The 23,870-nt window shown below is 62.4% G+C and carries 21 protein-coding genes and 1 other RNA gene; 17 read left to right on the top strand and 5 right to left on the bottom strand.

What is annotated here, in order from left to right; all coding sequences use genetic code 11:
• Positions 1 to 67 precede the first annotated feature (67 nt).
• The 6 genes from AB5Y53_RS04350 to AB5Y53_RS04375 all read left to right on the top strand — a co-directional run bounded on the left by AB5Y53_RS04350 (position 68) and on the right by AB5Y53_RS04375 (position 7,752).
• Complete coding sequence (locus AB5Y53_RS04350) at positions 68 to 529, top strand: hotdog fold thioesterase (RefSeq protein WP_043154944.1); 462 nt, start codon at positions 68 to 70, stop codon at positions 527 to 529.
• A gap of 180 nt (positions 530 to 709) precedes the next feature.
• Positions 710 to 2,608 (top strand): DEAD/DEAH box helicase, encoded by a 1,899-nt coding sequence (locus AB5Y53_RS04355; RefSeq protein ID WP_029314717.1) that lies wholly within the window; start codon positions 710 to 712, stop codon positions 2,606 to 2,608.
• Positions 2,609 to 2,939: 331 nt separating this feature from the next.
• Positions 2,940 to 3,422, top strand: a complete 483-nt coding sequence (locus AB5Y53_RS04360) for a molybdopterin-binding oxidoreductase (protein ID WP_039038761.1) — start codon at positions 2,940 to 2,942, stop codon at positions 3,420 to 3,422.
• Between the two features lies 1 nt (position 3,423).
• Entirely contained in the window at positions 3,424 to 5,340 is a 1,917-nt protein-coding gene (locus tag AB5Y53_RS04365) for a putative bifunctional diguanylate cyclase/phosphodiesterase (protein WP_368181208.1), read from the top strand.
• A gap of 208 nt (positions 5,341 to 5,548) precedes the next feature.
• Positions 5,549 to 6,454 (top strand): LysR family transcriptional regulator, encoded by a 906-nt coding sequence (locus AB5Y53_RS04370; RefSeq protein WP_042864011.1) that lies wholly within the window; start codon positions 5,549 to 5,551, stop codon positions 6,452 to 6,454.
• Positions 6,455 to 6,558: 104 nt separating this feature from the next.
• The gene (locus tag AB5Y53_RS04375; protein WP_368181210.1) at positions 6,559 to 7,752 is read left to right on the top strand and encodes an MFS transporter; all 1,194 of its coding nucleotides are present in this window, start codon (positions 6,559 to 6,561) and stop codon (positions 7,750 to 7,752) included.
• Between the two features lie 63 nt (positions 7,753 to 7,815).
• On the opposite strand, the gene AB5Y53_RS04380 is transcribed toward AB5Y53_RS04375, so the two are convergent.
• Together AB5Y53_RS04380 and rnt are read right to left on the bottom strand one after the other, a co-directional pair.
• Complete coding sequence (locus AB5Y53_RS04380) at positions 7,816 to 9,138, bottom strand: Na+/H+ antiporter family protein (RefSeq protein WP_039038758.1); 1,323 nt, start codon at positions 9,136 to 9,138, stop codon at positions 7,816 to 7,818.
• A 226-nt stretch (positions 9,139 to 9,364) separates the two neighbouring features.
• Positions 9,365 to 10,027, bottom strand: coding sequence for a ribonuclease T (gene rnt / locus AB5Y53_RS04385; protein WP_010675098.1), 663 nt, complete (start codon positions 10,025 to 10,027; stop codon positions 9,365 to 9,367).
• A 145-nt stretch (positions 10,028 to 10,172) separates the two neighbouring features.
• Here rnt and AB5Y53_RS04390 point away from each other — a divergent pair, with 145 nt between their 5' ends.
• Entirely contained in the window at positions 10,173 to 12,146 is a 1,974-nt protein-coding gene (locus tag AB5Y53_RS04390) for a methyl-accepting chemotaxis protein (RefSeq protein ID WP_201972144.1), read from the top strand.
• 68 nt (positions 12,147 to 12,214) lie between these two features.
• On the top strand, positions 12,215 to 13,090 hold the full coding sequence (locus AB5Y53_RS04395; protein WP_039038755.1) for an OmpA family protein: 876 nt from the start codon (positions 12,215 to 12,217) through the stop codon (positions 13,088 to 13,090).
• 100 nt (positions 13,091 to 13,190) lie between these two features.
• On the opposite strand, the gene suhB is transcribed toward AB5Y53_RS04395, so the two are convergent.
• Positions 13,191 to 13,994 carry an inositol-1-monophosphatase gene (gene suhB / locus AB5Y53_RS04400; RefSeq protein WP_039038754.1) on the bottom strand — a complete coding sequence of 268 codons (804 nt, stop codon included), beginning with the start codon at positions 13,992 to 13,994 and terminating at the stop codon, positions 13,191 to 13,193.
• A gap of 200 nt (positions 13,995 to 14,194) precedes the next feature.
• Between suhB and AB5Y53_RS04405 the strand changes: the two genes are divergently transcribed.
• The 8 genes from AB5Y53_RS04405 (at position 14,195) to emrD (ending at position 22,459) form a co-directional block, all read left to right on the top strand.
• Positions 14,195 to 14,650 carry a hypothetical protein gene (locus AB5Y53_RS04405; RefSeq protein WP_368181211.1) on the top strand — a complete coding sequence of 152 codons (456 nt, stop codon included), beginning with the start codon at positions 14,195 to 14,197 and terminating at the stop codon, positions 14,648 to 14,650.
• A 119-nt stretch (positions 14,651 to 14,769) separates the two neighbouring features.
• Positions 14,770 to 15,378, top strand: a complete 609-nt coding sequence (locus AB5Y53_RS04410) for a glutathione S-transferase family protein (protein ID WP_039038752.1) — start codon at positions 14,770 to 14,772, stop codon at positions 15,376 to 15,378.
• 31 nt (positions 15,379 to 15,409) lie between these two features.
• Positions 15,410 to 16,072: a glutathione S-transferase family protein gene (locus AB5Y53_RS04415; protein WP_113977567.1), complete on the top strand. Its 663-nt coding sequence runs from the start codon at positions 15,410 to 15,412 to the stop codon at positions 16,070 to 16,072.
• Between the two features lie 195 nt (positions 16,073 to 16,267).
• Positions 16,268 to 17,794 carry an ABC transporter substrate-binding protein gene (locus AB5Y53_RS04420; RefSeq protein WP_368181213.1) on the top strand — a complete coding sequence of 509 codons (1,527 nt, stop codon included), beginning with the start codon at positions 16,268 to 16,270 and terminating at the stop codon, positions 17,792 to 17,794.
• On the top strand, positions 17,791 to 18,753 hold the full coding sequence (locus tag AB5Y53_RS04425) for an ABC transporter permease (RefSeq protein WP_368181215.1): 963 nt from the start codon (positions 17,791 to 17,793) through the stop codon (positions 18,751 to 18,753). The genes AB5Y53_RS04420 and AB5Y53_RS04425 overlap by 4 nt, the downstream gene beginning before the upstream one ends.
• A gap of 2 nt (positions 18,754 to 18,755) precedes the next feature.
• The gene (locus AB5Y53_RS04430) at positions 18,756 to 19,562 is read left to right on the top strand and encodes an ABC transporter permease (RefSeq protein ID WP_368181216.1); all 807 of its coding nucleotides are present in this window, start codon (positions 18,756 to 18,758) and stop codon (positions 19,560 to 19,562) included.
• On the top strand, positions 19,559 to 20,989 hold the full coding sequence (locus tag AB5Y53_RS04435; protein ID WP_368181217.1) for an ABC transporter ATP-binding protein: 1,431 nt from the start codon (positions 19,559 to 19,561) through the stop codon (positions 20,987 to 20,989). The genes AB5Y53_RS04430 and AB5Y53_RS04435 overlap by 4 nt, the downstream gene beginning before the upstream one ends.
• Before the next feature lie 270 nt (positions 20,990 to 21,259).
• On the top strand, positions 21,260 to 22,459 hold the full coding sequence (emrD, locus tag AB5Y53_RS04440; RefSeq protein ID WP_368181218.1) for a multidrug efflux MFS transporter EmrD: 1,200 nt from the start codon (positions 21,260 to 21,262) through the stop codon (positions 22,457 to 22,459).
• A gap of 134 nt (positions 22,460 to 22,593) precedes the next feature.
• Here emrD and ssrS read toward each other — a convergent pair.
• Together ssrS and zapA are read right to left on the bottom strand one after the other, a co-directional pair.
• A non-coding RNA gene (gene ssrS, locus AB5Y53_RS04445) (6S RNA) lies at positions 22,594 to 22,776 on the bottom strand.
• A 16-nt stretch (positions 22,777 to 22,792) separates the two neighbouring features.
• A complete protein-coding gene (zapA, locus tag AB5Y53_RS04450) occupies positions 22,793 to 23,125 on the bottom strand; it encodes a cell division protein ZapA (protein ID WP_010675086.1) in 333 nt (110 codons plus the stop codon).
• 173 nt (positions 23,126 to 23,298) lie between these two features.
• Between zapA and AB5Y53_RS04455 the strand changes: the two genes are divergently transcribed.
• On the top strand, positions 23,299 to 23,868 hold the full coding sequence (locus AB5Y53_RS04455) for a UPF0149 family protein (RefSeq protein WP_103242980.1): 570 nt from the start codon (positions 23,299 to 23,301) through the stop codon (positions 23,866 to 23,868).
• Positions 23,869 to 23,870 lie beyond the last annotated feature (2 nt).

Raw genomic sequence — 23,870 nt, forward strand, 5'->3', positions numbered from 1 at the left:
CCGACACTGCTGGTTTGCCACTACAGCGCAGCGATAACCCGTTGATCACGCAAGGAGTCCGCTCACCATGAGTCAAGAAAGCAGCCCCATCTGGCGCAAACCCATGAGCCTGGAGGGGCTCAACGCCAGCTCCCGCAACACCCTGATGGCCCACCTCGACATCGTCTACAGCGCCTTTGGCCCCGACTGGCTGGAGGCCACCATGCCGGTGGATCATCGCACCCATCAGCCGCTCGGCATGCTGCACGGCGGCGCCTCCGTGGTGCTGGCGGAAACGCTGGGATCGCTTGCGGCCAACATGGCGGTGGGGGAGGAGAGTTATTGCGTGGGGCTGGAGGTCAATGCCAATCACTTACGGGCCAAGCGGGAAGGGGTGGTGACGGGGCGCTGCGCGCCGCTGCATCTGGGGGCGACGACTCAGGTGTGGCAGATCGAGATTCGCGATGAACGTGGTCGTTTATTGTGCACCAGCCGATTGACCATGGCAGTGCTCAAGCACAAGCGGGACAAGGACTCTGGCGAAGCGTGATCCGCAATAACGCATCATGAGTGAAAAATAAGCAAGCCATAGTCGCGAGATCCCTCTATAATTGCCAACGTCTTGAGACACCTATCACATTTTTCAAGACAGCAGAACAAAGTGGCGCTATAATCGCCGCCTTTTTGCTATTCCGCGGTGTTAGCCGCCTGCCTTAATCTGGAAGAATCTATGTCTGATACCGAACAACTGCCCCTTTTTAGTGAGCTTGGACTGGCCGCGCCTGTATTGAAAGCGCTGCAGGACGTGGGCTATGAGCGCCCGTCCCCCATCCAGGCCGCAGCAATTCCCCACCTGATGGCGGGACACGATCTGCTGGGGCAGGCACAAACCGGTACAGGGAAGACCGCTGCTTTTGCCTTGCCTCTGTTGTCTCGTCTGGAAGCTGGTAACCGCAACACCCAGATCCTTGTGCTGGCCCCGACCCGTGAACTGGCCCTGCAGGTGGCAGAGGCGTGCCAACGCTATGCCCACCACATGCCCGATTTCCACGTGCTGCCCATCTACGGCGGCGCCTCCTACGAAACCCAGACCCGCGCCCTGCGCCGCGGTGCCCAGGTTGTCGTGGGTACCCCGGGCCGCGTGATGGACCTGATCCGTCGCAAGAACCTGGACCTCTCCGGTCTGAAAGCCCTGGTGCTGGATGAAGCGGACGAAATGCTGCGCATGGGCTTCATCGACGACGTGGACTGGATCATGGATCAGTGCCCGGCCGGTCGTCAGGTTGCCCTGTTCTCCGCCACCATGCCGGAGCAGATCCGTCGTGTTGCCCAGAAGCACCTGAAGCAGCCCAAAGAGATCAAGATCGCCTCCAAGACCGCGACAGCCACCACTATTCGTCAGCGTTACTGGCAGGTGACCGGTCTGCACAAGCTTGACGCCATGACCCGCCTGCTGGAAGTGGAATCCTACGAAGCCCTGCTGGTGTTCGTGCGTACCAAGAACGCCGCCGAAGAGCTGGCAGGCAAGCTGGCTGCCCGTGGTCACGCCTGTGAAGCGCTGCACGGTGACATCCCTCAGAAGCTGCGTGAGCGTACCGTTGACAAGCTGCGTCAGGGCCAGCTGGACATTCTGATCGCCACCGACGTGGTCGCCCGCGGTCTGGACGTTGAGCGCATCACCCACGTGGTGAACTACGACATTCCCTACGACACCGAATCCTACGTTCACCGTATCGGCCGTACCGGCCGTGCCGGTCGCAAGGGCGAAGCCATCCTGTTCGTGGCACCGCGCGAGCGCCGCATGCTGCGCGCCATCGAGCACGCCACCCGTCAGGCCATCGAACCGATGAAGATGCCGAGCACCGAGGACATCAACCAGCACCGTCTGGCCAAGTTCAAGGAGCGCATCCGCGAAACCATGATGGGTGAAGAGCTCGAGATCTACCACAACCTGGTGAACGAGCTGATCGAAGAAGACTCTGCCGATCCGCTGGAGCTGGCTGCCGCACTGGCCAAGCTGGTACAGGGCGATCAACCGCTGCTGCTGGATGACTCCATTCCGGATCCGGTGTTCAACGCTGGCAACGATCGCGGTGGCTTTGAGCGTCGTGAGTTCAACGACCGTGGCGGTCGTGACTTCGGTGACCGTGGCGATCGTCCGGCCCGTCGCATGCCGTCCCTCGAACCGCGTCCGCTGAAAGACAACCCGGACGTGGAGATGGAGCGCTACCGCGTCGACGTGGGCGCCCATCACGGCGTCAAGCCGGGCCAGATCGTGGGTGCCATCGCCAACGAGGCGAACATCGAGAGCCGCTTCATCGGCAACATCGACATCGCCGATGACTTCTCCACCGTCGATCTGCCCAAGGGCATGAGCGCCGAGGTGCTGGAAGTGATCAAGAAGGCCCGTGTCTGCCAGCGTCCGCTGCAGATCACCCGTTACACCGAAGTGCCGGCCGGCGGCAACACTGCTCCCCGTCCGCCCCGTGGTGATCGTCCGTTCCGTGGCGACCGTCCTTTCAACAAGGATCGCCGTCCCCAGGGTGACCGTCCCTTCAACAAGGATCGCCGTGAAGGCGGTTTCGACAAGGGTCGCAAATTCGGTGGCAACAAGCGCCGCGACAGCTAAACCCTGACTGCACTGATGAGAAGGCCGCTCCATGGAGCGGCCTTTTTTGTGTCTGTTTTTCAGATGCGTAGCGAAGACTGTCACCTTTTTCCGGCCGTGGCGGGCACCTGGCTTTATGAGGAGCCAGTGAAAAGAAAAATGGTGCAATCCATTTGCCTGGGGGTGGCGCCTGGTGTCATTCTTTGGGAAGCGATTGGGTACTTTTGGAAGGCGCAGAGATAGTTGCTGGTTGCAAACGACTGCGACTTTGGTCTGAAGGTGCATTCTGTTGTTTGCATATGAGTCAGCAGAGTGAGATGAATAAATAAACCGTATGACAGGGAGGTGCGTGATGGGCAAGTGGCTTGGCAAGGTGTTGCTGATATCTGGATGGCTTGTGTCGGGTATGGTGTTGGCGGAGGAGCCCTTCTTCAGAATTGCGGGGGCGGGGTGCTGCAATGGCAAGGGGGAGGTGGTGCTGACTCGTGCCGAGTTTGAGGCCTTGCCGCAGACGGAGGTTAAGACGGGGACGCCCTGGACCGAGGGGGAGCACCTCTATCGCGGGGTGTTGCTGCGGGACCTGGTCAGGATCTACGGTCTCAAGAGCCAGGAGGTCAAGGCCCTCGCGGTCAATGAATACTGGGCCGCACTGCCGCTGGAAGACGGGGAGAAGTACCCGGTGCTGGTGGCCGAGAAGCAGGATGGCAAGGCGCTGACCCTGCGCAACAAGGGGCCGCTCTGGGTCATTTATCCCCTCACCGACCATCCCGAACTCAACAAGGAGCTCTATCACAGCCGGATGGTGTGGCAGCTGACGGCGCTGGAGAGCAAATAAGATGCTGCGCGGCAAGTTCTTGAGCCTGATCCTGATGGTGACCACCTTTTTGGGGGTGACCCTCTGGTCGGTCTGGAACTATGACCGCGCGTTCAATGCGGTGACGCGCTACACCCAGCTCTCCGCCTGGGCACTGGCCCAGCTCGAGCTGGAGATCCACGCCTTCGAGGAGGGCTTGCAGCTCTATCGTGCCGGTGCCGCCAGCCGGGAGGAGATGAACAAGCGCTTTGACATTGCCTGGAACCGGCTCGATGTCTTCCTGCACGGGGAGGAGGCAAAGTCGGTCAGGGCCCGATTCGGTGCGGACAAGGCGGTCGGCAAGATCCTCGCTCTCTTCGAACGCTATGAGCAGGATGTGGTGCAAGGGGAGCCGAATTCCCCTGCACTCAAGATGTTCACGGCCGCGCTCGATGACGAGATGCGCGGGGTGCGGGACGTGATGGTGAAAAACTTCACCGGGCCCTCTGCCATCGCCCAGCGCGAGCTGCTCAACGAGTCGAAAACCCAGAACTTCTTCATCCTGGGATTTCTGATGCTGGCGACCATGGTGATGTTGATGGTGCTGTTTCGCGAAGTGCGTCGCCAGCATTTTCTGGCGTGGAACGACCCTCTCACCCGTCTCCCCAACCGGGCGGCGCTCATCAAGCACCTCCAGCAGTGGACCAGCCATCCCGGTCGGCGCAGCAGCATCACCGTCTGCCTCATGGATCTGGGGCATTTCAGGGAGGTCAATGACAGTCTGGGTTACGAAGTGGGGGACGCCTTGCTCAAACGGCTTGCGGCGCGGATCAAGGCCGCCTCTGGCCAGGGGATCTTCGTTGCCCGTACCGGCAGTGACGAGTTCACCCTCATCATCACCGGCACCATGCCCACCTATCTGCGCTTCCCGTTTCTGGAGCAACTGCGCAGCGAGCTGGCGGATCTGGTGTTTGCCGCCGATCCGGCGCACCGGGTCCGGGTCTTCATGGGCACCAGCCAGTACGTGAAACCGGATCATTCACCGGAAGAGATGCTGCTGTTTGCCGATATCGCCCTCGACAGCGCCAAGCGCAAACGGCTGAATCGCAATGTGCTCTTCTCCAGCAGCATGTATCAGCACTATCAGCGCAAACGCCGGCTGTCGACCGAGCTGCGGGAGCTTATCCACTGCCCGCAATGCCCGCAACTGGCCCTTTACTATCAGCCCATCGTGCGCGGCCAGAGTGTGGTGAGGCTGGGGGCGGAGGCGCTGATACGCTGGCATCATCCGGAATATGGCTTTATTGCCCCCCTCGACATCATCTCGCTGGCAGAAGAGAACGGGTTGGGCGAGGCGCTCGGGGGCTGGATCATCCGGCGCATGCAGATCGACCTGTCCGGCTTCCCGAAGGAGGTGCTAGCACCGCTCGAGATCTCCATCAACCTCTCCAACTCCATGTTCAACATGGGGTTGGCCAGGGAGATTGAAGAGAAGATGGGTGATGGTCCGTTGGGATTGCACCAGTTGATAGTGGAGCTGACCGAAACCATCGCCCTTGATGACATCGCCCTGAGCAAGCAGATCATTCACTCCCTGCGCCAGATTGGGGTGCGGGTGGCCCTCGATGACTTCGGGACCGGCTGGTCCTCGTTCTCTTACCTGCGTGAACTCTATTTCGACAAGCTCAAGATCGACAGATCCTTTATCACCGCGATCGACAGTGACACCCGGCAGGCGCTCTTCGTCGAAACCATCACCACCCTCTCTCATCAGTTGGGGGTGCGCGTCGTGGCGGAAGGGGTGGAAAACAGCGATGAGCTCAAGGCGGTGCTCACCATAGGGGTGGATGAGATCCAGGGTTATTTCTACTCGCGTCCCTTGCCGCTGCTGGAGTTCATGCAGTTCTGTCACCGCTATTTCGCCCACAGCGCCGCCATTCAGGAAGTGGCACTGGGGTAGCCTTGGGGCAATCGAGCCCCTGTAGCCTTGTCTTCGAGTCCCTCTGTTCGATTGTTCCTGGTTGATATTTCATCCCGACACCTTTCTCCCATGGCAGGAGCGCCCATGACGTGGCTTTATTGTGCCTCCTGCCAGAACGAGGGTGCGAGAGGGCATGCCCGGTGCTACCTTGTGCCACGAACAGTGCCACAGGGCAGAGGAGCCATAAATGGATCGCTTGGGGGTGATGGAGGTGTTCGTGCTGGCGGTGGAGACCGGCTCGTTTTCGGCGGTGGCCCGCCGACTGGGGATGGGGCAACCCACGGTTTCCAGATTGATTGCCCAGCTTGAGGCGCACCTTGGCAGCCGCCTGTTGCTGCGTTCGACCCGGGGGCTGGCGCCCACCGAGGCCGGAGAGGCCTACTATCTGCGGGCGAGAGAGATCCTGGCTCAGGTCAACGAGGCCGATGCCATGGTGCAGCAATGCCGGGCGGGCCTGAGCGGGCGTCTGCGGGTGAGCGCTCCCGTCACCTTCGCCCGCCTGCATATCATTCCCCATCTTGCCGGTTTTCTGGCGGCTCACCCGGGACTGGATCTGGAGATCCTGCTGGATGACGGCAATGTGGATCTCATTTCGGCGGGCATCGAGGTGGCTCTGCGGATCGGCAAACAGGCCGACTCGTCGCTGGTCGCCCGCTGCCTCGCCCGAAGCGACATGCGGGTGTTGGCGACGCCGGCCTATCTGGCCGCCAAAGGAGAGCCTGAGACCCCTCAGGCTCTGCAACAGCATGATCTGGTGCTTTACAGTCCACGGCCCGGAGTGGGGCAGCAGTGGCGATTTCGCCGTGGCGTCGAAGAGAAGGTGGTTTCCGGAGAAGGCAGGCTGACGGTCTCGGCGGCCGAAGGCATGCGCGCCGCCGTGCTGGCAGGACTGGGGCTCGGTATCGCCTCGGAGTGGATGTTTGCCCCCGAGCTTGCCCGCGGCGAGGTGGTGGCGGTGCTGCCCGAGTGGCAACTGCCCATGCAGGAGCTCTGGACCCTGCTCCCGGCAGGTCGCCAGCCTGGTGCCAAGGCGAGCGCCTTTCTGGCATTCGTGACCGGCCTGCCCGGGGTGGGGCATGCACCAGCGGAATAACTGTTATGGTCCCCACCGCTCTACTGGTGGCGACGCTCCCCGGGTAGGCTGTGCGCATGGGGCCCGTGTCCTGGCGGGAGCCCTTCTACCACGAGGAGAAGATCATGAGTACATCGCCTTCTGCCGGAGGGGCCGCAACCCCCGGCCCCTCCCTGCTCTTCGCCATGGCCCTGTCATGCGGCCTGGCAGTTGCAAACATCTACTACAACCAGCCCATGCTGGCGGTGATGGCGCAGGACTTTCCCGGGCACTCGGGCATGCCATTGATCGCCATGCTGACCCAGCTCGGCTATGCCATGGGTCTGCTTTTGCTGGTGCCGCTTGGCGATGTAGTCGAGCGCCGCTGGCTTATTCCGGGGCAGTTTGCACTGATCGCGCTGGCTTCCCTGCTGGCGGCCACGGCCACGAGTGCCACCACCTTGATGCTGGCCTCAGTCCTGCTCGGCATCGGGGCCACGGCGGCCCAGCAGATAGTCCCGGTGGCGGCGACCCTGGCAGATCCCACCCGCCGTGGTGCCGTGGTCGGCAGCGTGATGAGCGGCCTGCTGGCCGGAATACTGCTCAGCCGCACCGTCGCCGGCCTGGTCACCGCTTATGGCAGTTGGCGCGCCATGTTCTGGCTGGCCATTCCCCTGGCCCTGTCGGGGGCCCTGCTGATGGCCAGGATGATACCGCCCGGATTGCCGCGCTCTCCCCTCGGTTATGGCCGTCTGCTTCACTCTCTGGTCGGTCTGTGGCGCGAGGAGCCCGCCTTGCGCCGCGCGACCCTGACCCAGGCCTTGCTGTTTGCCTCCTTCAGCGCCTTCTGGACCGTGCTGGCGTTCTACCTGGCCGAACCTGCCTATGGGTTGGGGGCCGACATGGCGGGTCTGTTCGGCGTCATCGGGGTGGCTGGGGTGATGGCGGCCCCTCTGGCAGGCCGGATGGCGGATCGGTTGGGGGCCAGACCAGTGGTATTGGCCGGTGCCGTGCTGGTGGTGCTTGCCTGGATCTGCTTCGAGCTGTGGCTCTCTCTGGCCGGGCTGGCGTGCGGGGTCATCTTGCTGGATCTCGGCGTGCAGAGCGCACTCATCGCCCATCAGCAGCGCATCTATGGTCTGAGACCTGAGGCCAGGGGGCGCATCAATACCCTCTTCATGACCGGCATGTTCCTGGGGGGAACCCTCGGCTCCAGCCTGGGGATGCTGGTCTGGCAACAGGGACACTGGCTCGGGGTGGGAGCAGCCGGCATGGGGTTGGCCCTGGTGGCCTGTCTCTGCGCCCTGGCCGGCAGGCGGGGGCTGCAACCGGCCATCTGAGGCATGTGCAAGACAAGAAAGGCGACCCCGGAGTCGCCTTTTGTCTGTCTGCTCGGGATGGATTCAGAGCACCATGGCGGCAATCCAGCCGAAGATCACCAGGGGGATGTTGTAGTGGATGAAGGTTGGCACCACGCTGTCCCAGATGTGGTCGTGCTGACCGTCCGCATTGAGGCCCGATGTGGGGCCGAGCGTCGAGTCGGAGGCGGGGGAACCCGCGTCCCCCAGCGCGCCCGCGGTGCCCACCAGGGCGATGGTCGCCATGGGCGAGAAGCCGAGGTGGATGCACAGGGGCACATAGATGGTGGCGATGATGGGCACGGTGGAGAAGGAGGAGCCGATCCCCATGGTGATGAGCAGGCCCACCAGCAGCATCAGGAAGGCCGCCAGTCCCTTGTGACCTGCCATCATGCTGGAGACGGACTGCACCAGACTCTCCACCCCGTGGGTCTCCTTCATGACGGCGGCGAAGCCTGCGGCCGAGATCATGATAAAGCCGATGAGGGACATCATGCGCACACCCTGGGTGAAGGCATCCTGGCTCTCGCGGAATTTGATGACGCCGCCGCAGGTGAAGATGATGAAGCCTGCGAGCGCCCCCAGCACGATGCTGTTGGTCATCAGTTGCAGACCGAGTGCCACGGCGATGGCCAGCAGGGCGACCCAGATGTGGTTGAGATTGAGCTCGACCGTCTCGGGTTCGGCGGCCAGGATCTTCTCCAGATCATACTGACGAGGCTTGCGGTAGCTGAAGAAGACGGCGATGAGCAGGCCGAGGAACATGCCGAATACCGGGATGGCCATCGCCAGGGGCAGTTGGCTGAATTCCACCGGTACGCCGTTGTCGACGAGATTCTTGGCCAGGATGTTGTTCAGGAAGATGCCGCCAAAGCCCACCGGCAGCAGCATGTAGGTTGCGGTCAGGCCGAAGGTGATGACGCAGGCCACCTGACGGCGGTCGATCTGCATCTGGGCCATGACATGCAGCAGCGGCGGGATCAGGATGGGAATGAAGGCGATGTGCACCGGGATCAGGTTCTGGGAGGAGATGGAGACCGCGAGCACCGAGGTGAGCAGCAGGCTCTTGACCCAGAGAATGCGGGTGCTGCTGGCATCCTTGCCGAGCTGGTTGATGACCTTGCGGGCCAGCAGATCGGTGATGCCGGAGCGGGAGATGGCCACCGCGAAAGCCCCCAGCATGGCGTAGGAGAGGGCGATTTCTGCACCGCCGCCCAGGCCGCCGGTGAAGGTGCTGAGGGTCTGCTCGAGGGAGAGTCCGCCGAGCAGGCCACCCACGATGGCACCGATGGCGAGGGAGACCACCACATTGATCCGCAGCAGGCTGAGCACCAGCATCAGCGCCACCGCGATAACAACAGGATTCATTTGATTTCCTTATGGATTGTGTTGCTGTCAGTCGTGTGAAAGCCAGCTAGTTTGCGAAAAACAGGCTAAATGTCGAGAAAAAAATCGGCAGATCCCGGCCAAGGGACGCATCTTCTGCTGGAGGTGAACGGGAACCGGGAAAATGGCCCTTCTTCGTTGCCCAGACAGGTCCCCTCATGCAGACAGGCTGCCATGGGCAGCCTGTCTGGGCAGGGGCTGGGAGTGTTCAGCCCTCGTCTTCGGTGTCCGTCGTTTCATCCGGGTTGGCCAGAGGCCAGCCTCCCAGGCTCTTCCAGCGATTGACGATGTGGCAGAAGAGCTCTGTGGTGCGCTCGGTGTCGTAGAGGGCCGAGTGGGCCTCTTTGTTGTCAAAGGGGATATTGGCGCTCTGACAGGCCTTGGCCAGCACCGTCTGTCCCAGGGCAAGACCCGAGAGGGCGGCGGTGTCGAAGGTGGCGAAGGGGTGGAACGGATTGCGCTTGAGGCCGGCCCGCTCGGCGGCGGCCATCACGAAGCCGTGGTCGAAGGTGGCGTTGTGGGCCACTATGATGGCGCGACCACAATCCTGCTCCTTCATGCCCTTGCGCACCCCCTTGAAGATCTCGGTGAGTGCTTCCTTCTCGTCCACCGCGCCCCGCAGCGGGTTGAAGGGGTCGATGCCGGTGAACTCCAGCGCCGCTTTCTCCAGATTGGCGCCCTCAAAGGGCTGGACATGAAAATGGAAGATCTGGTCAGGGACGAGCCAGCCCTGCTCATCCATCTTGAGGGTGTGGGCGGCTATTTCCAGCAGGGCATCGGTCTTGGCATTGAATCCGGCGGTTTCAACATCGATGACGACGGGGTAAAAGCCGCGAAAACGGCCCTTGAGGGTGTGAACGGCGTCGGTCATGGTATCTCGGTCGGCGTGAAAGGAGGCGGCATTATGGCAAAAAAGCGTGCCCTTGTCCCTTATCTGCCGCCATGGGACGGCAAGAGGACCATTTTGAAACACCTGTGCTTATAATGGGCGACGTCAACCATGGAGGGAGAGGACGATGAAGAAGCTGGGATTGGCACACAAGATGATGTTGGTGGTCTGTCTGCCGCTGTTGGCCCTGCTGTTTTTCTCCGGCCGGTACGTCTATGAACGTTATCGGGTCGAACAGGAGATGAGCGGGGCCTTGGTCGCGCTGGCGGTGGTGAAGGAGGCGGCGCAGCTGGCCCATGAGCTGCAACGGGAGCGCGGCATGTCGGCCGGTTTCCTCGGCTCTGGCGGCAACAAGTTTCGCGATGCGCTGCCTGCCCAGCGCAAGGTGGTGGACAGCCTGTTGCAGCGTTTTCATCAGGATCCTGCCTTGCTGGCGCTGACGGAGGTGCAGCAGGGAGTGGCCGGACTCACCGCCATGCGTGAGCGGGTCAGCGCCCTGGGGGTCGAGGTGGCGGAACAGGTCGGCTTCTATACCCGCCTCGTGACCGCCTTGCTGGCGGTGGTGGACAAGATAAGCGTCGACAGCATGGATGCCACCATCGCCCTGCAGACCAATGCCTACGCCGCCTTCCTGCAGAGCAAGGAGCGTGCGGGGCTGGAGCGGGCAACCTTAAGCAACGTGTTTGGCCGTGACAGCTTCACGCCTGCGCTGTTGCAGCAGTTCATCTCCCTGCTGGCGGCCCAGAACACCTATCTCGAACGTTTCCAGGCGGTGGCGAGTCCAGCCCAGCGTCAGTTGCTGAACGACAGCCTCGCCTCACCCGTGGTGGCCAAGGTGGCCGCCATGGAGAAACTGGCCCTGGACAAGGCGGCAAGCGGCGGTTTTGGTGTCGATGCGGAGGCCTGGTTTGCCTTGAGTACCGACAAGATAGGCCTGCTCAAGGAGATAGAAGACAGCCTCTATCAACAGCTCTTCGAGCGGGTTGAACAGATGCGGGTCGGGAGTGCCAGTGACTTCTGGTGGGGGGCGGCTGGCGTGTTGCTGTGCATCGTCCTGACCACCTTCGTCTGCTGGCGGGTGGTGCGGGATCTGCATCTGGGCTTCATGGCCCTGCACCAGACCTTCAAGCGCCTGGTGCAGGAGAACGACCTGACCGTGCGGGTCGACTGGCGATCCGGGGATGAGCTGGGGGCCCTGGCGCGGGATCTGAACCATTTCCTCGGGCACCTGGAGAGTTTGCTGCTGGCTGTGCGCCACTCCTGTGACGTGCTGATACGCAGCGCCGCCAGCTCGGCCGAGGTCATTGCCGAGGTGAATGCCGGCGTAGTCAGGGGATGCGGGCAGGTGGATCTGGTGGCGACTGCCGCCACCGAGATGGCATCGACTGTCGCGGAGATTGCCCGTAACGCCACCCAGACCTCCCAGGCGACCCAGCAGGCCATCGGCCGGGCGAAGCAGGGTGACAAGGAGGTGGATCAGACCATCCACACCATCCAGCAGGTGGCGGGCACGCTGGTGGATACCCGGCACCTGGTGGACAGCCTGCATCGGGATACCGAGTCGGTGGGGGAGGCCCTGAGCCTCATCAAGCAGATCTCGGACAGAACCAACCTGCTGGCCCTCAATGCCGCCATCGAGGCGGCCCGTGCCGGTGAGTCCGGGCGCGGCTTTGCGGTGGTGGCCGACGAGGTGAGAGCGCTTGCCTCCCGTACCCAGCAGGCGGCGGATGACATAGAGCGGATGCTGGGCCGCTTGCGCCAGGGGGCCAACGAGGCGGTGGCTGCCATGCACACGGGCACCGAACAGGCCGGCCTTAGCGTGACGGAGGCCAAGCGGGCGGGGAGCGAGCTGACCGACATCGTCAACGAGGTGCGCAAGGTGAGCGACATGACGGCCCAGGTGGCCACCGCCACCGAGGAGCAGCGTTACGTGACCGACGACATCCAGCAAAACGTGATGACCATCCGCGATGTGTATGAAGCCCATCGCCAGCACTCCCATACCCTGCAACAACACAGTGCCGAACTGGATGCCCTGGCCCGGGATCTGGCGGGACGCATCGCCAGCTTCAAGCTGATGGCCCCTTCTTCCCCCCACTGAGCGTTTTGACCTAAAGCTTGTCCTGCCGCTGCCGATAGATAATTCGAGATAGTGTGGAGGACAAGCCGTTGAATGCTTGGGTGTTGGGGTTGATCAGCATATCAGTGAGTATGCAGTTGCAGGCGGGCGTGACCGAATTTGGCGCCGGTCTGGATCAATCCGTCTGGCGCCTGACCTCTGATACCCAGGTGGAGTGCAGGCTGGAGCATCCTATTCCCCGCTGGGGAACCGGGGCCTTTGTCAGCCGGGCTGGGCGCAAGATCAATCTGGATTTCGAGCTCAAGGGGCAGCGACCCCAGGCGCGTACCCAGACAGTGAGCCTCGGGATCATGCCCCCCAGCTGGCGTCCCGGGGTGGCCGGGCGACAGATCAGCCAGTTGCAGTTCTATCAGCAGTTTGACGGCCTGGTGGCGGGGCAGACCGCCTGGACCATGCTGGACGAGCTGGAAGGAGGGCGTATGCCGACTTTCCAGTATCGCGACTGGTATCGTCAGGACAGGCCGGTGCGGGTATCGCTCTCGTCGGTCAATTTCAGGGTCAAGTACCAGGCGTTCATGGACTGCCTGAGTGGCTTGCTGCCCTACAGCTTCAACGACATCGCCTTCAGCGTGCTCTCCTATGACAAGAACAGCGATCAGTTGTCACCGGCCTCCAAGCGGCGGCTGGCGATGATCGGTGACTATGTGAAGGCAGACAAGAGCATCGATGTGGTGGTGATCGACGCCTATAGCGACAGCTATGGCGGCCGCTGGCCAAACCAGAAGCTCTCCGAGAAGCGGGCGGATGCCATCAAGCAGGTGTTTGTGGATCTCGGCATCGAGGAGGGCAAGATCTCGGTGGAAGGGCACGGTGAGAAACAGCACGTGGCCTCCAACGAAACGGAAGCTGGCCGAGCCAAGAACCGCCGGGTGGTGATCAACATGGGACGCAACGGCACTATCTGATCCCGTTGAGTCATCGAGAGGGGCGGGATTTTCGCTGTAGTCAGGAATAAAAAATGCCAGTCGGCGAACCGACTGGCATTTTTTTCACGGGTATCCGGGATTACTTGGCCAGGGATTCCGGCAGGTTTTCGCGGATCTTGCCGAGCATCTCTTTCAGCACGCGGGGGTTGGCCACCACGATATTGCCGGAGTTTTCGTAGTTGTGACCACCGACGAAGTCGGTGACGATGGCGCCGGCTTCTTTGGCCAGCAGCTCACCGGCGGCTGTGTCCCAGGGTTTCAGGCCGATTTCCCAGAAACCGTCGACGCGGCCAGCGGCCACATAGGCGAGATCCAGCGCGGCGGAGCCAGCACGACGGATATCGGCACACTCGATGAACATGCTCTGGAACATCTTCAGGTAGGGTTCGATGTGGTGCTTCTGCTTGAACGGGAACCCGGTGGCCAGGATAGTGCCGGAGAGCTCTTTGGCCTTGCCGACACGGATGCGGTAGCCGTTCAGCTGGGCGCCGCTGCCGCGGGTGGCAGTGAACAGCTCGTCACGGATGGGATCGTAGACAACGGCTTGTTCGGTCTTGCCCTTGACGCGCAGAGCGATGGAAACGGCAAAGTGCGGAATGCCTTTGACCAGGTTGGTCGTGCCATCCAGTGGGTCGATGATCCATTGGTAGTCCGGATTGGTACCGGCAATCTCGCCAGACTCTTCAGCAACGATGCTGTGTTCCGGGTAAGATTTTTTGATGGTGTGAATGATGGCCGCTTCGGCGTCACGGTCAACGTTGGTCACGAAGTCATTGCTGCCTTTCTGGATAACCTCGATGTTCTCGGGTTGAGAAAAGGCTTTTACTACTACTTGACCGGCGTTGCGCGCAGCGCGCACGGCGATATTCAGCATCGGATGCATAGGTTCACCACTGGATGTTAAAGAACGGGGGATAAAAGGACGCGACATCTTACCAAGATATTCGGGAATAGCAACTGCTATGCCCTCATTCGGTCAGGGTGGTGACTGACAGATCTGACGGCTCCAATAAAGACCTGTAATCAACTAGTCTTATCGCGACAGCCGGATAACAGGCTGTGGTGAGCATAGGGATATGAGCCATGAATCTGTCATTAATCAGTCAGAAACCGTCGTCGCCGACGACTCTGGGTGTGTTGGCCGCACTGCGTGCCGCCAGCGAAGAGAGCGATTATGTCACCGAGGTCCGGGTGGCACAGCCCCAGCAGTGGCAACCGTCGAAGGACGAAGCGGCGATCCTGCTGCTGGAAGAAGAGGGGGCTGCCTGGCCTGCTCCGCTCTGGCCTGCAGTAGGCAGTGCACTGGGATTGCCGGTGCTTCCTCTGTTGGTGCATCGACAGTATGAACATACTCCACAGGGGCCGGATGTCCGGGATCCGCATTTTTATTTCGTCTCCAACGGTATTCTGCTGGATGAGGCCGAACTGGCGGATCCTGCCTGCAGCCTGGTGCTGCAAAGCAAGTTTGAATCCTATTTCCCGCTGCTTTCCCGTCTTATCTTGCTGCGCCAGCGCCAACCAGGGGTACTGAGCAGCTAATCATCTCCCCTCGATGCGGGCTGTTCAAGCGGCACAATATTTGTCATAACTGACCGATATTGTGCCGCTTTGCTATGGCCTGTGCAGCGGCTCACTGTGTGTTCGTCGACGGAGGTGACATGAAGGTTTATGAGCTGAGGCGAGCCCCCAATGCCCGTCGGGTCAGAATGTTTCTGGCGGAGAAGGGGATCGAGATGGAATATCAGCAGGTCGATCTGGGGGCGGGGGAAAACCTGGCGCCCGCTTTTTTGACCAAGAACCCGGCCGGGCGCATTCCTGTGCTGGAACTCGATGACGGAACCTGTCTGAGTGAAACCCTGGCCATCTGCCGCTATTTTGAAGAGCTCCACCCCGAGCCGAACCTGTTTGGCAGCACCGCGCTGGAGCGCGCCACCATAGAGATGTGGAGTCGCTTCATCGAGTTCAACCTCTGGTTGCCGACCGGAATGGCGTTTCGTCATATCACCGGTTTTTACAAAGACCGGGAGCGGGTCTTCCCCGAATGGGGGGAGGAGTGCAAGCAACAGGCTCAGATCTGGTTTGACAAGCTCGATGCCCGTCTTGCCGAGGTGCCCTATATTGCGGGGGAACGCTTCACCATCGCCGACATTCTTGCCCTCTGTACCATTGATTTTGGCAAGGTGGTCGGCCTGCGCATCACCCCCGAACAGCCCCATTTGCAGGACTGGCATGACCGGGTGAGTGCCCGGTCCAGCGCCCAGGCCTGATCCTTTCCCCTGAACGTTCAAGGAGTCCAAGATGATAGAGTTGTACACTGCCGCCACGCCCAACGGGTTCAAGGTGTCGATCGCCCTCGAAGAGCTGGGGCTGCCCTACAAGGTCATTCCCCTTGATTTCGCGACCATGGAGCAGAAGAAGCCCGAGTTCCTTGCCATCAACCCCAACGGCCGCATCCCGGCCATCGTCGATCGGGACAACGGTGACTTCGCGGTGTTCGAGTCCGGCGCCATCCTTATCTATCTGGCGGAAAAAACCGGCAAGTTGCTGCCGCAGGATCCCAAGCGCCGCTCCCAGGCCATCCAGTGGCTGATGTTCCAGATGGGGGGCGTCGGTCCCATGATGGGGCAGGCCAACGTCTTCTATCGCTATTTCCCCGAGAAGATCCCGGCCGCCATCGAGCGTTACCAGAAGGAGGGGCGACGCCTGTTCGAGGTGCTCGACGGTCATCTGGCACACCATGAGTATCTGGCGGACGAGTACAGCATCGCCGACATCGCTACCTGGCCCTGGGTGCGCATCCACGACTGGAGTGGTATCTCCATTGATGGGTTGGTGCATTTGCAGGCCTGGATGGCACGCATGGAGGCCAGGCCCGCCTGCCAGAAGGGCATCACCATTCCACCGCGCAATGAGAGCCCCGAGGATCAGGTCAAGCGGGCGCAGCAGATGGTGACTCGCTGACGCCATCATGATGGCCCTGACGGGCCATCTTTTTTATTCCCCTTTGACTCCCCGTTGCTTGACGATCTGCATCGCAGTCGCTTTTTGTCTTTCAAATAAGCCATTTATCAAAAATCAAAAGTCATTCTTTCTGATTAATTGTTATGTTATAACGCCATCTCTTTGGTTGATGAACATGAAGCTTGGATGGAAAGGATGACAAAAAAATGCACCGCAGCCGGGTGGTTCGCCCTGGCTCTGATGGCAGGAACGACTGCAGCCGACGGCAAACCGCTTGCCATGGTGGGGCCTTGGGAGATCCACAGTGTCGACCCCGCCAGCAACGGGGTCTTCTTTACTCGCATGCAGGTGGCGGAGACCCTGGTGGATGTCGATGGGAAAGGCAATCTGCAACCCGGGCTTGCCAGTGAGTGGTCGCGTAGCGATGACGGTCTGCAGTGGCGATTTACGTTGCGTCCCGGGGCCCGTTTTCACGATGGCAGCGAGGTGAGCGCCGAGCAGGCCGCTTTTGCCCTGCAACAGGCCTGGCGCAAGCCCGGCGTGATGACCAGCGCTCCCATTGCGTCCATCGAATCTGGAGATGGCGTCTTGAAGGTCACCCTGAGCGAACCCTTCGCCTCCCTGCCGGCCGTGCTGGCCCACCCCAGCACCCAGATCCTGGCGAAGGCCGCCTACGATGCCAAGGGGGAGGTAACCCAGGTGATAGGCTCTGGCCCCTACCGCATCACCCGCCTGCAACAACCCCAGCGGATAGAGACTGTGCGTTTCGACGCCTGGCAGGGGGCCAGGCCCGCAATCGAGGAAGTCAGCTACCTGACGGTGGGGCGTGCAGAGAGCCGCACCCTGATGGCCGAGAGCGGTCAGGCCGACATCGCCTGGGGGCTGGATCCGGTCAGCATCCGCCGCTTGCAGCAGGCGTCACGGGTCTCCATCGCCTCGGTCACCCTGCCACGGACCATCCAGCTCAAGCTCAATGGCGCCGATCCCCGTCTGAGCGATCCGGTGGTGCGCCGTGCCCTGAGTCTCGCCATCGATCGTCGTGGTATGGCAGCCGCCTTGCTGCGGGATCCCGAGATGGCGGCAACCCAGCTCTTTCCCCCCACTCTGGGGGAGTGGCACCAGCTCGGGTTGACGCCGCTTGCCTATGACGTCAAGGCGGCCCGGGCGGCCTTCGCGGCGGCAGGCTGGCAGCCGGGAGAGGACGGTGTGCTGCGCAAGGGGGAAGAGCGCTTCGCCCTGACCTTGCGTACCTTCCCTGACCGTCCGGAGCTGCCGCTCCTCGCCACGGCACTGCAGGCGCAGTGGAAGGCGGTGGGGGTGGATCTCAAGGTGGCGGTGGGCAACTCGAGCGAGATCCCGGCGGGCCATCAGGACGGCTCGCTCCAGCTTGGTCTCTACGCCCGCAATTATGCCCTGGTACCGGATCCCCTGGTCACGTTGCTGGGGGACTTGGCCCCTGCCGGTGCGGACTGGGGGGTGATGAACTGGCACTCCCCGGCCATGACGCAAACACTGACCCGCCTTGCCACGCAAGCCTTGTCGCCCACAGACGCCGCCGCGGCTCGCCGGGAGATAGCCACGACACTGCAACAGGAGTTGCCGCTCCTGCCCATCGCCTGGTACCGCCAGAGCGCGGCGGTCAGTCGGGGGCTGGAGGGGTTTGAACTCGATCCCCAGGAGCGCAGCTATGGCCTGGACAAGTTGACATGGAGCGCACGATGACAGCGACCCCCTTGTCTCGCGTCATGGGGATACTGGGTCAGCGTCTGATGCAGGCGCTGGTGGTTGCCCTGCTGGTGGCCGGACTCTGTTTTCTGATGGTGCAGTCCCTGCCCGGAGACATCGCCTTTCGCATCGCGGCGGGTCGTTATGGCTATGACTATGTCACCGCCGAGGCGGCCAACGCGGTGCGCAGCGAGCTGGGGCTGGCCGGCTCGGCCCTTGCCCGTTTTGGCGACTGGCTGTGGGCCTTGCTGCAAGGGGATCTCGGCAGCTCCCTGGTGACGGGCGCACCGGTCGCCACCGACGTGGGTCATCACCTGGGCGCCACCCTGACGCTCGCGAGCGCCTCCGTGGTGCTGGCGCTGGTGGTGGCGCTGCCGCTTGGCAGCCTGAGTGCGCTGCGCCCGGGGGGATGGTGTGATCGCCTGACCCTGGGCTGGAGCGTGCTGATGCGTGCGTTGCCCCCCTTCTTGCTCGGCCTGGTGCTCATGGTGATGCTCTCGGTGGAGCTGGGCTGGGTCAGTGCGGCAGGGCACGGGGAGGGGAGCAACCTGCTGCTGCCCGCCCTGACCCTGGGATTGGGGCTCTCCGGCGTGCTCTCCCGGGTGGTGCGTGAAAGCGTGCTCACCGTGGTGCAGTCCGGTTATTACCGATTTGCCCTCACCAAGGGGCTTTCGCTGGCCCGGGTTTTCTGGCGCCACGGTCTGCGCAACACCGGGGTCAGCATCATCGCCTACACCAGCGTGCAGCTGGTGCTGCTCATCGAGGGGGTCGTGGTGGTCGAGAGCCTGTTTGCCTGGCCCGGGATCGGCCATGCGCTGGTGCACGCCATCTTCTGGCGCGACATCCCCATGGTTCAGGGGACCGTGCTGGTGCTGGCGGTGCTCTTCGTGCTGCTCAATACCCTCACCGACCTGCTTTGTCTTGCCATTGACCCCCGTGGTCCCAAGGAGTCCTGATCATGTCGTTGTCTGTCAAAACGGGGCTGGGCCTGCTCCTGCTGGTGGTGCTGTTTGCCCTGCTGGGCCCCGTGCTCTGGCCCGATCCGGCGGCTCAGGATCTGGCACAGTTTCTGGCTGATCCCTCCTGGCAGGAGCCCCTCGGGCGGGATCAGATGGGGCGCAGCCTGATGGCGCGCCTCGCGGCGGCGACCCGGCTCTCCCTGCTGCTGGGACTGCTGTGCGTCATCACGGCGGCGCTGTTGGGGTCATTGCTGGGCTGGCTCTCGGCCTGGCGCGGCGGCTGGGTCGACGGTCTGCTGCGCAGCCTGGCCGACGGCGTGCTGGCCCTGCCAGGCCTGTTGCTGGTGCTGCTCTTCTCCGCCATGGCCCAGGGTGGCTTTGCCATCCTCTATCTCGGGTTGGCCATGGCCCAGTGGGTGGAGTATTACCGGGTGGTGCGTGCCCGCAGCCGGGGGCTGCTCGTCTCGCCCCAGGTGGAGGCGTCCCGTCTGCTGGGATTCGGCCATGCCCATGTGGTGCGGCGCCATCTCTGGCCCGAGCTCGCCCCCCAGTTGCTCACCATGATGGCCTTCGGCCTAGCGGGTGCCATTCTAACCCTCTCTACCCTGGGCTTTGTCGGAGTGGGCATTCAGCCGCCCACGCCCGAGCTGGGGCTGATGATGACGGAAGCGCTGCCCCACTATCAGGAGGCTCCCCGTCTGCTGCTGGCCCCCATTCTTGTCATGGGGCTGATGTTGCTGGCTCTGGTGCTGCTTCATCAGACGCGCGGCCTTGACATGTCATCTTCACAAGGAGCCACCTCATGACGGCCATTCATATCAAGGGGTTGCAGGTCGATGATGGCCAGAAAACCCTGTTGCAGGCGCTGGATTTCACCATTCATCCCGGCACCGCCCTGACCCTGATCGGGGAGAGCGGTTCGGGCAAATCCCTGTTGGCTCATGCCCTGATGGGGACGTTGCCAGCCCCCCTGACAGGCCGGGGCGAGATGGTGTCGGGTGGCCGCCATCACAACCTGGCCGACACGCCTCGCCTGCGCACTCTCTGGGGGCGGGAGCTGGCGATGCTGCCCCAGGAGCCGGTGCTGGCGCTGGATCCCACCATGGGGTTGCTTGCCCAGGTGGAGGAAGGGTGGCTGCCAGGGGGCAAGGAGGCCCGATCGCGGGCTCGCGCCGCCCTCGAGCGGCTTGGACTGGCCGGGCGGGAGGGCGCTTTTGTACACCAGCTCTCGGGAGGCATGGCCCAGCGCGCTGCCTTTGCCGCCGCCACCCTGGGGGAGGCCCGTCTGCTGGTGGCCGACGAGCCCACCAAGGGGCTCGACAGCCGGGCCGCAGCCAGGCTGGGTGCCTTGTTGCTGGGCTACCTGGCCCGTGGACGCCATCTGCTGACCATCACCCATGATCTCTCCCTGGCTCGCGCATTGGGGGGCTGGGTGCTGGTGGTCAAGGGAGGAGAGATCGTGGAGCAGGGGCCCGCCGAGCGTGTGCTGCACACGCCATCCCATGTCTATACCCGGGCCCTGCTGGCGGCGGAGCCCTCCGCCTGGCCCGAGGCGGCCGTCCCTCCTACCGGTGACTGGCTCATCCGCGGAAAGGGGCTTGCCATGGGATATGGGGCTCAACCCCTGTTCACGGGGCTCGACCTTGCCCTGGCGCAAGGGGAGCGAATGGCCATCATGGCGCCGAGCGGCGCGGGCAAGAGCACCCTCGGCAACGTGCTGCTGGGTCTGCAACGCCCCCTGCAAGGGGAGGTGCTGCGCCGGGAAGGGATAGCCCCCTGCCGCTGGCAGAAGCTCTATCAGGATCCGGTGCAGGCCTTTGCCAGCCGGGTGCGCCTCGCCACCCAGTTCGATGATGTGCTGCGTCTACACAGGCTGCCCCGCCATCGGCTTGTCGACTATCTGGCCCGGTTGGGGCTGGATGAACGGCTGCTGACGCGCCTGCCAAACCAGGTCTCGGGAGGGGAGCTGCAGCGGCTGTCGCTTATCCGGGCCCTGTTGCTGCGCCCCGTGCTGCTGTTCGCCGATGAGCCCACGTCCCGGCTCGATCCTCTGAGCCAGCAACAGACCATCGCCTGTCTGCTGGAGGAACTGGGAGAGATAGGCTGCGCCCTGCTGCTGGTGACCCATGACGAGGGGCTGGCCGGCAAGGTTGCTCCTCGTTGTCTGAGACTGGGGGAGGCGGGTACCCCCATGTTCGAAGGCGCGTCGGCCGAGGTGAGAAGAGTGGGGTAAAGAGGGGACAGGATGAATCCTTCCCCCATGATGAGACGACAGTGACGGGGCCTTGGGCCCCGTCGCATTAGAAAAACTTGGGTGAGCAGATTATAAAGTTTCGTTCGTTTTTTGTGATATGAATCACTAAGATTGTCGCAAGCCAGAGAGCGTCCTGCTGCTGGCGGGTGCGGGTCCTCCGCCTTGTTCCTCTTCAACGACCTTTGTCAGACACCTCCTGCAGATCCCTGCCCGGAGGGTGGCGGCTTTTTGATCTTTTTCGGACGAGATATGTATCGGCACAGCTTCTATCCCCTGTTTTTCCTGACCATCCTGATGGTCGCCGTGGGTCAGATGACCCAGACCCTCTATGTGCCCTCCATTCCCATGATGGCGGGGGACTTCCATGTGGCCTCCGGCCAGCTGCAGGCGGTGATGGCCTGCTACCTCATTCCCTACGGCCTCTCCCAGTTCGTTTATGGCCCCTTGTCGGATCGCATCGGTCGTCGCCCTGTGCTCATCATCGGCATGATGATCTTCCTGGTCGGCACCCTCACCATCCAGCTGATCCCAAGCTTCACCGCCCTGCTGGCGGGCAGCTTGATCCAGGGGCTGGGCACCGGGGCAGGGGGCGCCATGAGCCGGACCGTGATGCGCGACCGTTACAGTGGCGCCGAGCTTAACCGTGCCAACAGCCTGGTGAGCATGGGGGTCATCTTCTCCCCTTTGCTGGCACCTGTGCTGGGCGGCTGGCTAACCGAGCTGTTCAACTGGCGTGCCGGCTACTGGTTCCTGTTCGGTTTTGGTGCCCTGACCACCCTGGCGCTGCTGGCCTGGTTTGGGGAGACGCTGCCAGCATCCGCCCGCCAGCATTCGCTGCGGGTGGGCGCCGCCTATCGTCATGTGCTCGGCAACCCGCGCTTTCAGGGCAACCTGCTCTGTCTGATGGCCACCTTTGCCGGCCTCGCGGTGTTCGAGGCGGCGGCCGGGGTGTTGCTGGGGGACGTGCTCAAGCTGAGTGCCCGCACCGTCAGCGTGCTGTTCGTGCTGCCGCTGCCCGGTTATCTGTTCGGCGCCTGGCTTTCCGCCAGGCTGAGTTTTCGCCTGAGCCAGGGCAAGCTGATGCGCCTTGGCATCGCCTTCCTGGCCCTGGGGTCGCTCATCATCCTGGTACCCGGGCTGCTCGGCATGGTGAGCGCTGCCTCCCTGGTGGGTGGGGCTGCGGTCTACTTCATTGGCAGCGGCATTCTCTATCCGACCGCCACCTCCTGTGCCATTGAGCCCTTCCCGGGCCAGGCGGGCACCGCGGGAGCCGTGCTCGGGGGCATGCAGAATCTGGGGGCTGGCGTGGTAACCCTGCTGGCCGCCAGCTTCCCGATGACGGGGCAGGTGACCCTGGGGGTCATCATGACGGTGATGGTGCTGATCGTGGCCTTGAGCTTTGTGTGGCTGCGCCACCACGGCGCGCCCCACGAGCAGATGGCCGTCTGACACGGCCAAGAGCCCGTCTCGTTGGCGGGCTTTTTATTGCCTCCTGCCGGGTGGCGAGACGCCGCAGGCGAGTGGAAGGGGGGTTGCCGCGCAGGCAAAGAAAAAGCCCGTCGTGATGACGGGCTTTTTTGGGTAGGTACCCCGGAGATGCCGTTGCCGGTTTGGGCCCTTGAACCGTCGGTTCAAGGCGGAGATCTAATCTGGCCGCAGGCTTCTCGGTCGGGCCGAGCATGCTCAATAGCCAGAAGGCAGACCCCCTGTTTGGTATGAATATCGGCTCGGGGACTTGAACCGGCTGACAAACACTCCAGGGAATTTCAAAACTCGGTGCGATTAGGGCTGTTGCGCCTCTTCGCTGGATTCACCGTATTGTCCGTGCTCGATCAAGGCGGCTTCGATGGTGCGTTGCAGCATCTTGATCCGCTTGTCCATGGTCTCAGAGTATTGGTGGTTTTTCTCTTTTTCAAGGCAGAGCTCGTGACAGAAATTGAGCGCTGCCATGACGGCCAGCTGTTCGTTGCTGGAGACCTTGGAACGTTGACGAAGCTCGATGAGCTTGTCGGTCAGCTGGTCGGCGGCCTGGCGCAGGGCATCTTGTTGTCCCAGGGGACAGGACACCTTGTAGGGACGTCCCAGAATGACGATTTCTACGGCCTCTATGCTCATGCCTTCCTCAATACGGCGGGGCTGATTTCCGCCTTTATCCACGTGGACAACTGGGCGGGACTATATAGCGCAGATGCAGAAGTTTCAAGGCCTTGCTGGCTCTGGCAGGGGGAGAATGCTAGGATCTCGGCCATAAATTCTGCATATTTGCCTGAACTTTGAGCGGATCCTAGATGAGCAAAACAAACCCCCTGAAATACGCCGCCGTGGCGGACCTGATGGCACAGCACGACCTCATGGCGACGGCCGTCGAGGCCCATGGCGTGATCTGCGGCCTGGTGTGCGGTGGCGTGGCCCTGGACGACAAAAGCTGGCAGCCCCATTTCAATGATCTGATCAACGACGGTTTCGGTCTGCCGGCACCGGTGCGCCAGGTGATGACCGACCTCTATCACGAGGTGATCGAGAGCCTGATGGCACAAAAGGGCGTCGAGCTGCTGCTGCCAAGCGACGAGGCGCCGCTCGATGAGCGCATCGACTCGCTGGTGGACTGGTCCCAGGCCTTCCTGGCCGGCTTTGGCGTGGTGCAACAGGAGCTCTCCAAGGCATCCGAAGAGCTGCAGGAGATGATTCAGGACATCGCCAGCATCACCCAGGTCTCTGCCGAATTCGATCAAGAAGATGAAGAGAACGAAGCCTCCTTCCTGGTGCTCTACGAACACGTGCGCCTCGGAGTCATGATGGCGTTCGAGGAGTTTGGCAAGCGCCCGGTCGCACCGAGCACGCCGCCGACCCTGCACTGATC

The organism is Aeromonas sp. R7-5 (genome assembly GCF_040908015.1).
Taxonomy (GTDB): Bacteria; Pseudomonadota; Gammaproteobacteria; order Enterobacterales; family Aeromonadaceae; genus Aeromonas; species Aeromonas caviae.

Bases quoted from the DNA above. Each gene is read 5' to 3' on its own strand.
- AB5Y53_RS04435 (WP_368181217.1), top strand. From the start codon at position 19,559: ATGACGGCCATTCATATCAAGGGGTTGCAGGTCGATGATGGCCAGAAA.
- AB5Y53_RS04410 (WP_039038752.1), top strand. From the start codon at position 14,770: ATGAAGGTTTATGAGCTGAGGCGAGCCCCCAATGCCCGTCGGGTCAGA.
- AB5Y53_RS04420 (WP_368181213.1), top strand. From the start codon at position 16,268: ATGACAAAAAAATGCACCGCAGCCGGGTGGTTCGCCCTGGCTCTGATG.
- AB5Y53_RS04455 (WP_103242980.1), top strand. From the start codon at position 23,299: ATGAGCAAAACAAACCCCCTGAAATACGCCGCCGTGGCGGACCTGATG.
- AB5Y53_RS04360 (WP_039038761.1), top strand. From the start codon at position 2,940: ATGGGCAAGTGGCTTGGCAAGGTGTTGCTGATATCTGGATGGCTTGTG.
- AB5Y53_RS04425 (WP_368181215.1), top strand. From the start codon at position 17,791: ATGACAGCGACCCCCTTGTCTCGCGTCATGGGGATACTGGGTCAGCGT.
- AB5Y53_RS04415 (WP_113977567.1), top strand. From the start codon at position 15,410: ATGATAGAGTTGTACACTGCCGCCACGCCCAACGGGTTCAAGGTGTCG.
- AB5Y53_RS04365 (WP_368181208.1), top strand. From the start codon at position 3,424: ATGCTGCGCGGCAAGTTCTTGAGCCTGATCCTGATGGTGACCACCTTT.
- AB5Y53_RS04380 (WP_039038758.1), bottom strand. From the start codon at position 9,138: ATGAATCCTGTTGTTATCGCGGTGGCGCTGATGCTGGTGCTCAGCCTG.
- AB5Y53_RS04390 (WP_201972144.1), top strand. From the start codon at position 10,173: ATGAAGAAGCTGGGATTGGCACACAAGATGATGTTGGTGGTCTGTCTG.
- AB5Y53_RS04375 (WP_368181210.1), top strand. From the start codon at position 6,559: ATGAGTACATCGCCTTCTGCCGGAGGGGCCGCAACCCCCGGCCCCTCC.
- AB5Y53_RS04355 (WP_029314717.1), top strand. From the start codon at position 710: ATGTCTGATACCGAACAACTGCCCCTTTTTAGTGAGCTTGGACTGGCC.
- AB5Y53_RS04370 (WP_042864011.1), top strand. From the start codon at position 5,549: ATGGATCGCTTGGGGGTGATGGAGGTGTTCGTGCTGGCGGTGGAGACC.
- zapA (WP_010675086.1), bottom strand. From the start codon at position 23,125: ATGAGCATAGAGGCCGTAGAAATCGTCATTCTGGGACGTCCCTACAAG.
- AB5Y53_RS04430 (WP_368181216.1), top strand. From the start codon at position 18,756: ATGTCGTTGTCTGTCAAAACGGGGCTGGGCCTGCTCCTGCTGGTGGTG.
- emrD (WP_368181218.1), top strand. From the start codon at position 21,260: ATGTATCGGCACAGCTTCTATCCCCTGTTTTTCCTGACCATCCTGATG.
- suhB (WP_039038754.1), bottom strand. From the start codon at position 13,994: ATGCATCCGATGCTGAATATCGCCGTGCGCGCTGCGCGCAACGCCGGT.
- rnt (WP_010675098.1), bottom strand. From the start codon at position 10,027: ATGACCGACGCCGTTCACACCCTCAAGGGCCGTTTTCGCGGCTTTTAC.
- AB5Y53_RS04350 (WP_043154944.1), top strand. From the start codon at position 68: ATGAGTCAAGAAAGCAGCCCCATCTGGCGCAAACCCATGAGCCTGGAG.
- AB5Y53_RS04405 (WP_368181211.1), top strand. From the start codon at position 14,195: ATGAATCTGTCATTAATCAGTCAGAAACCGTCGTCGCCGACGACTCTG.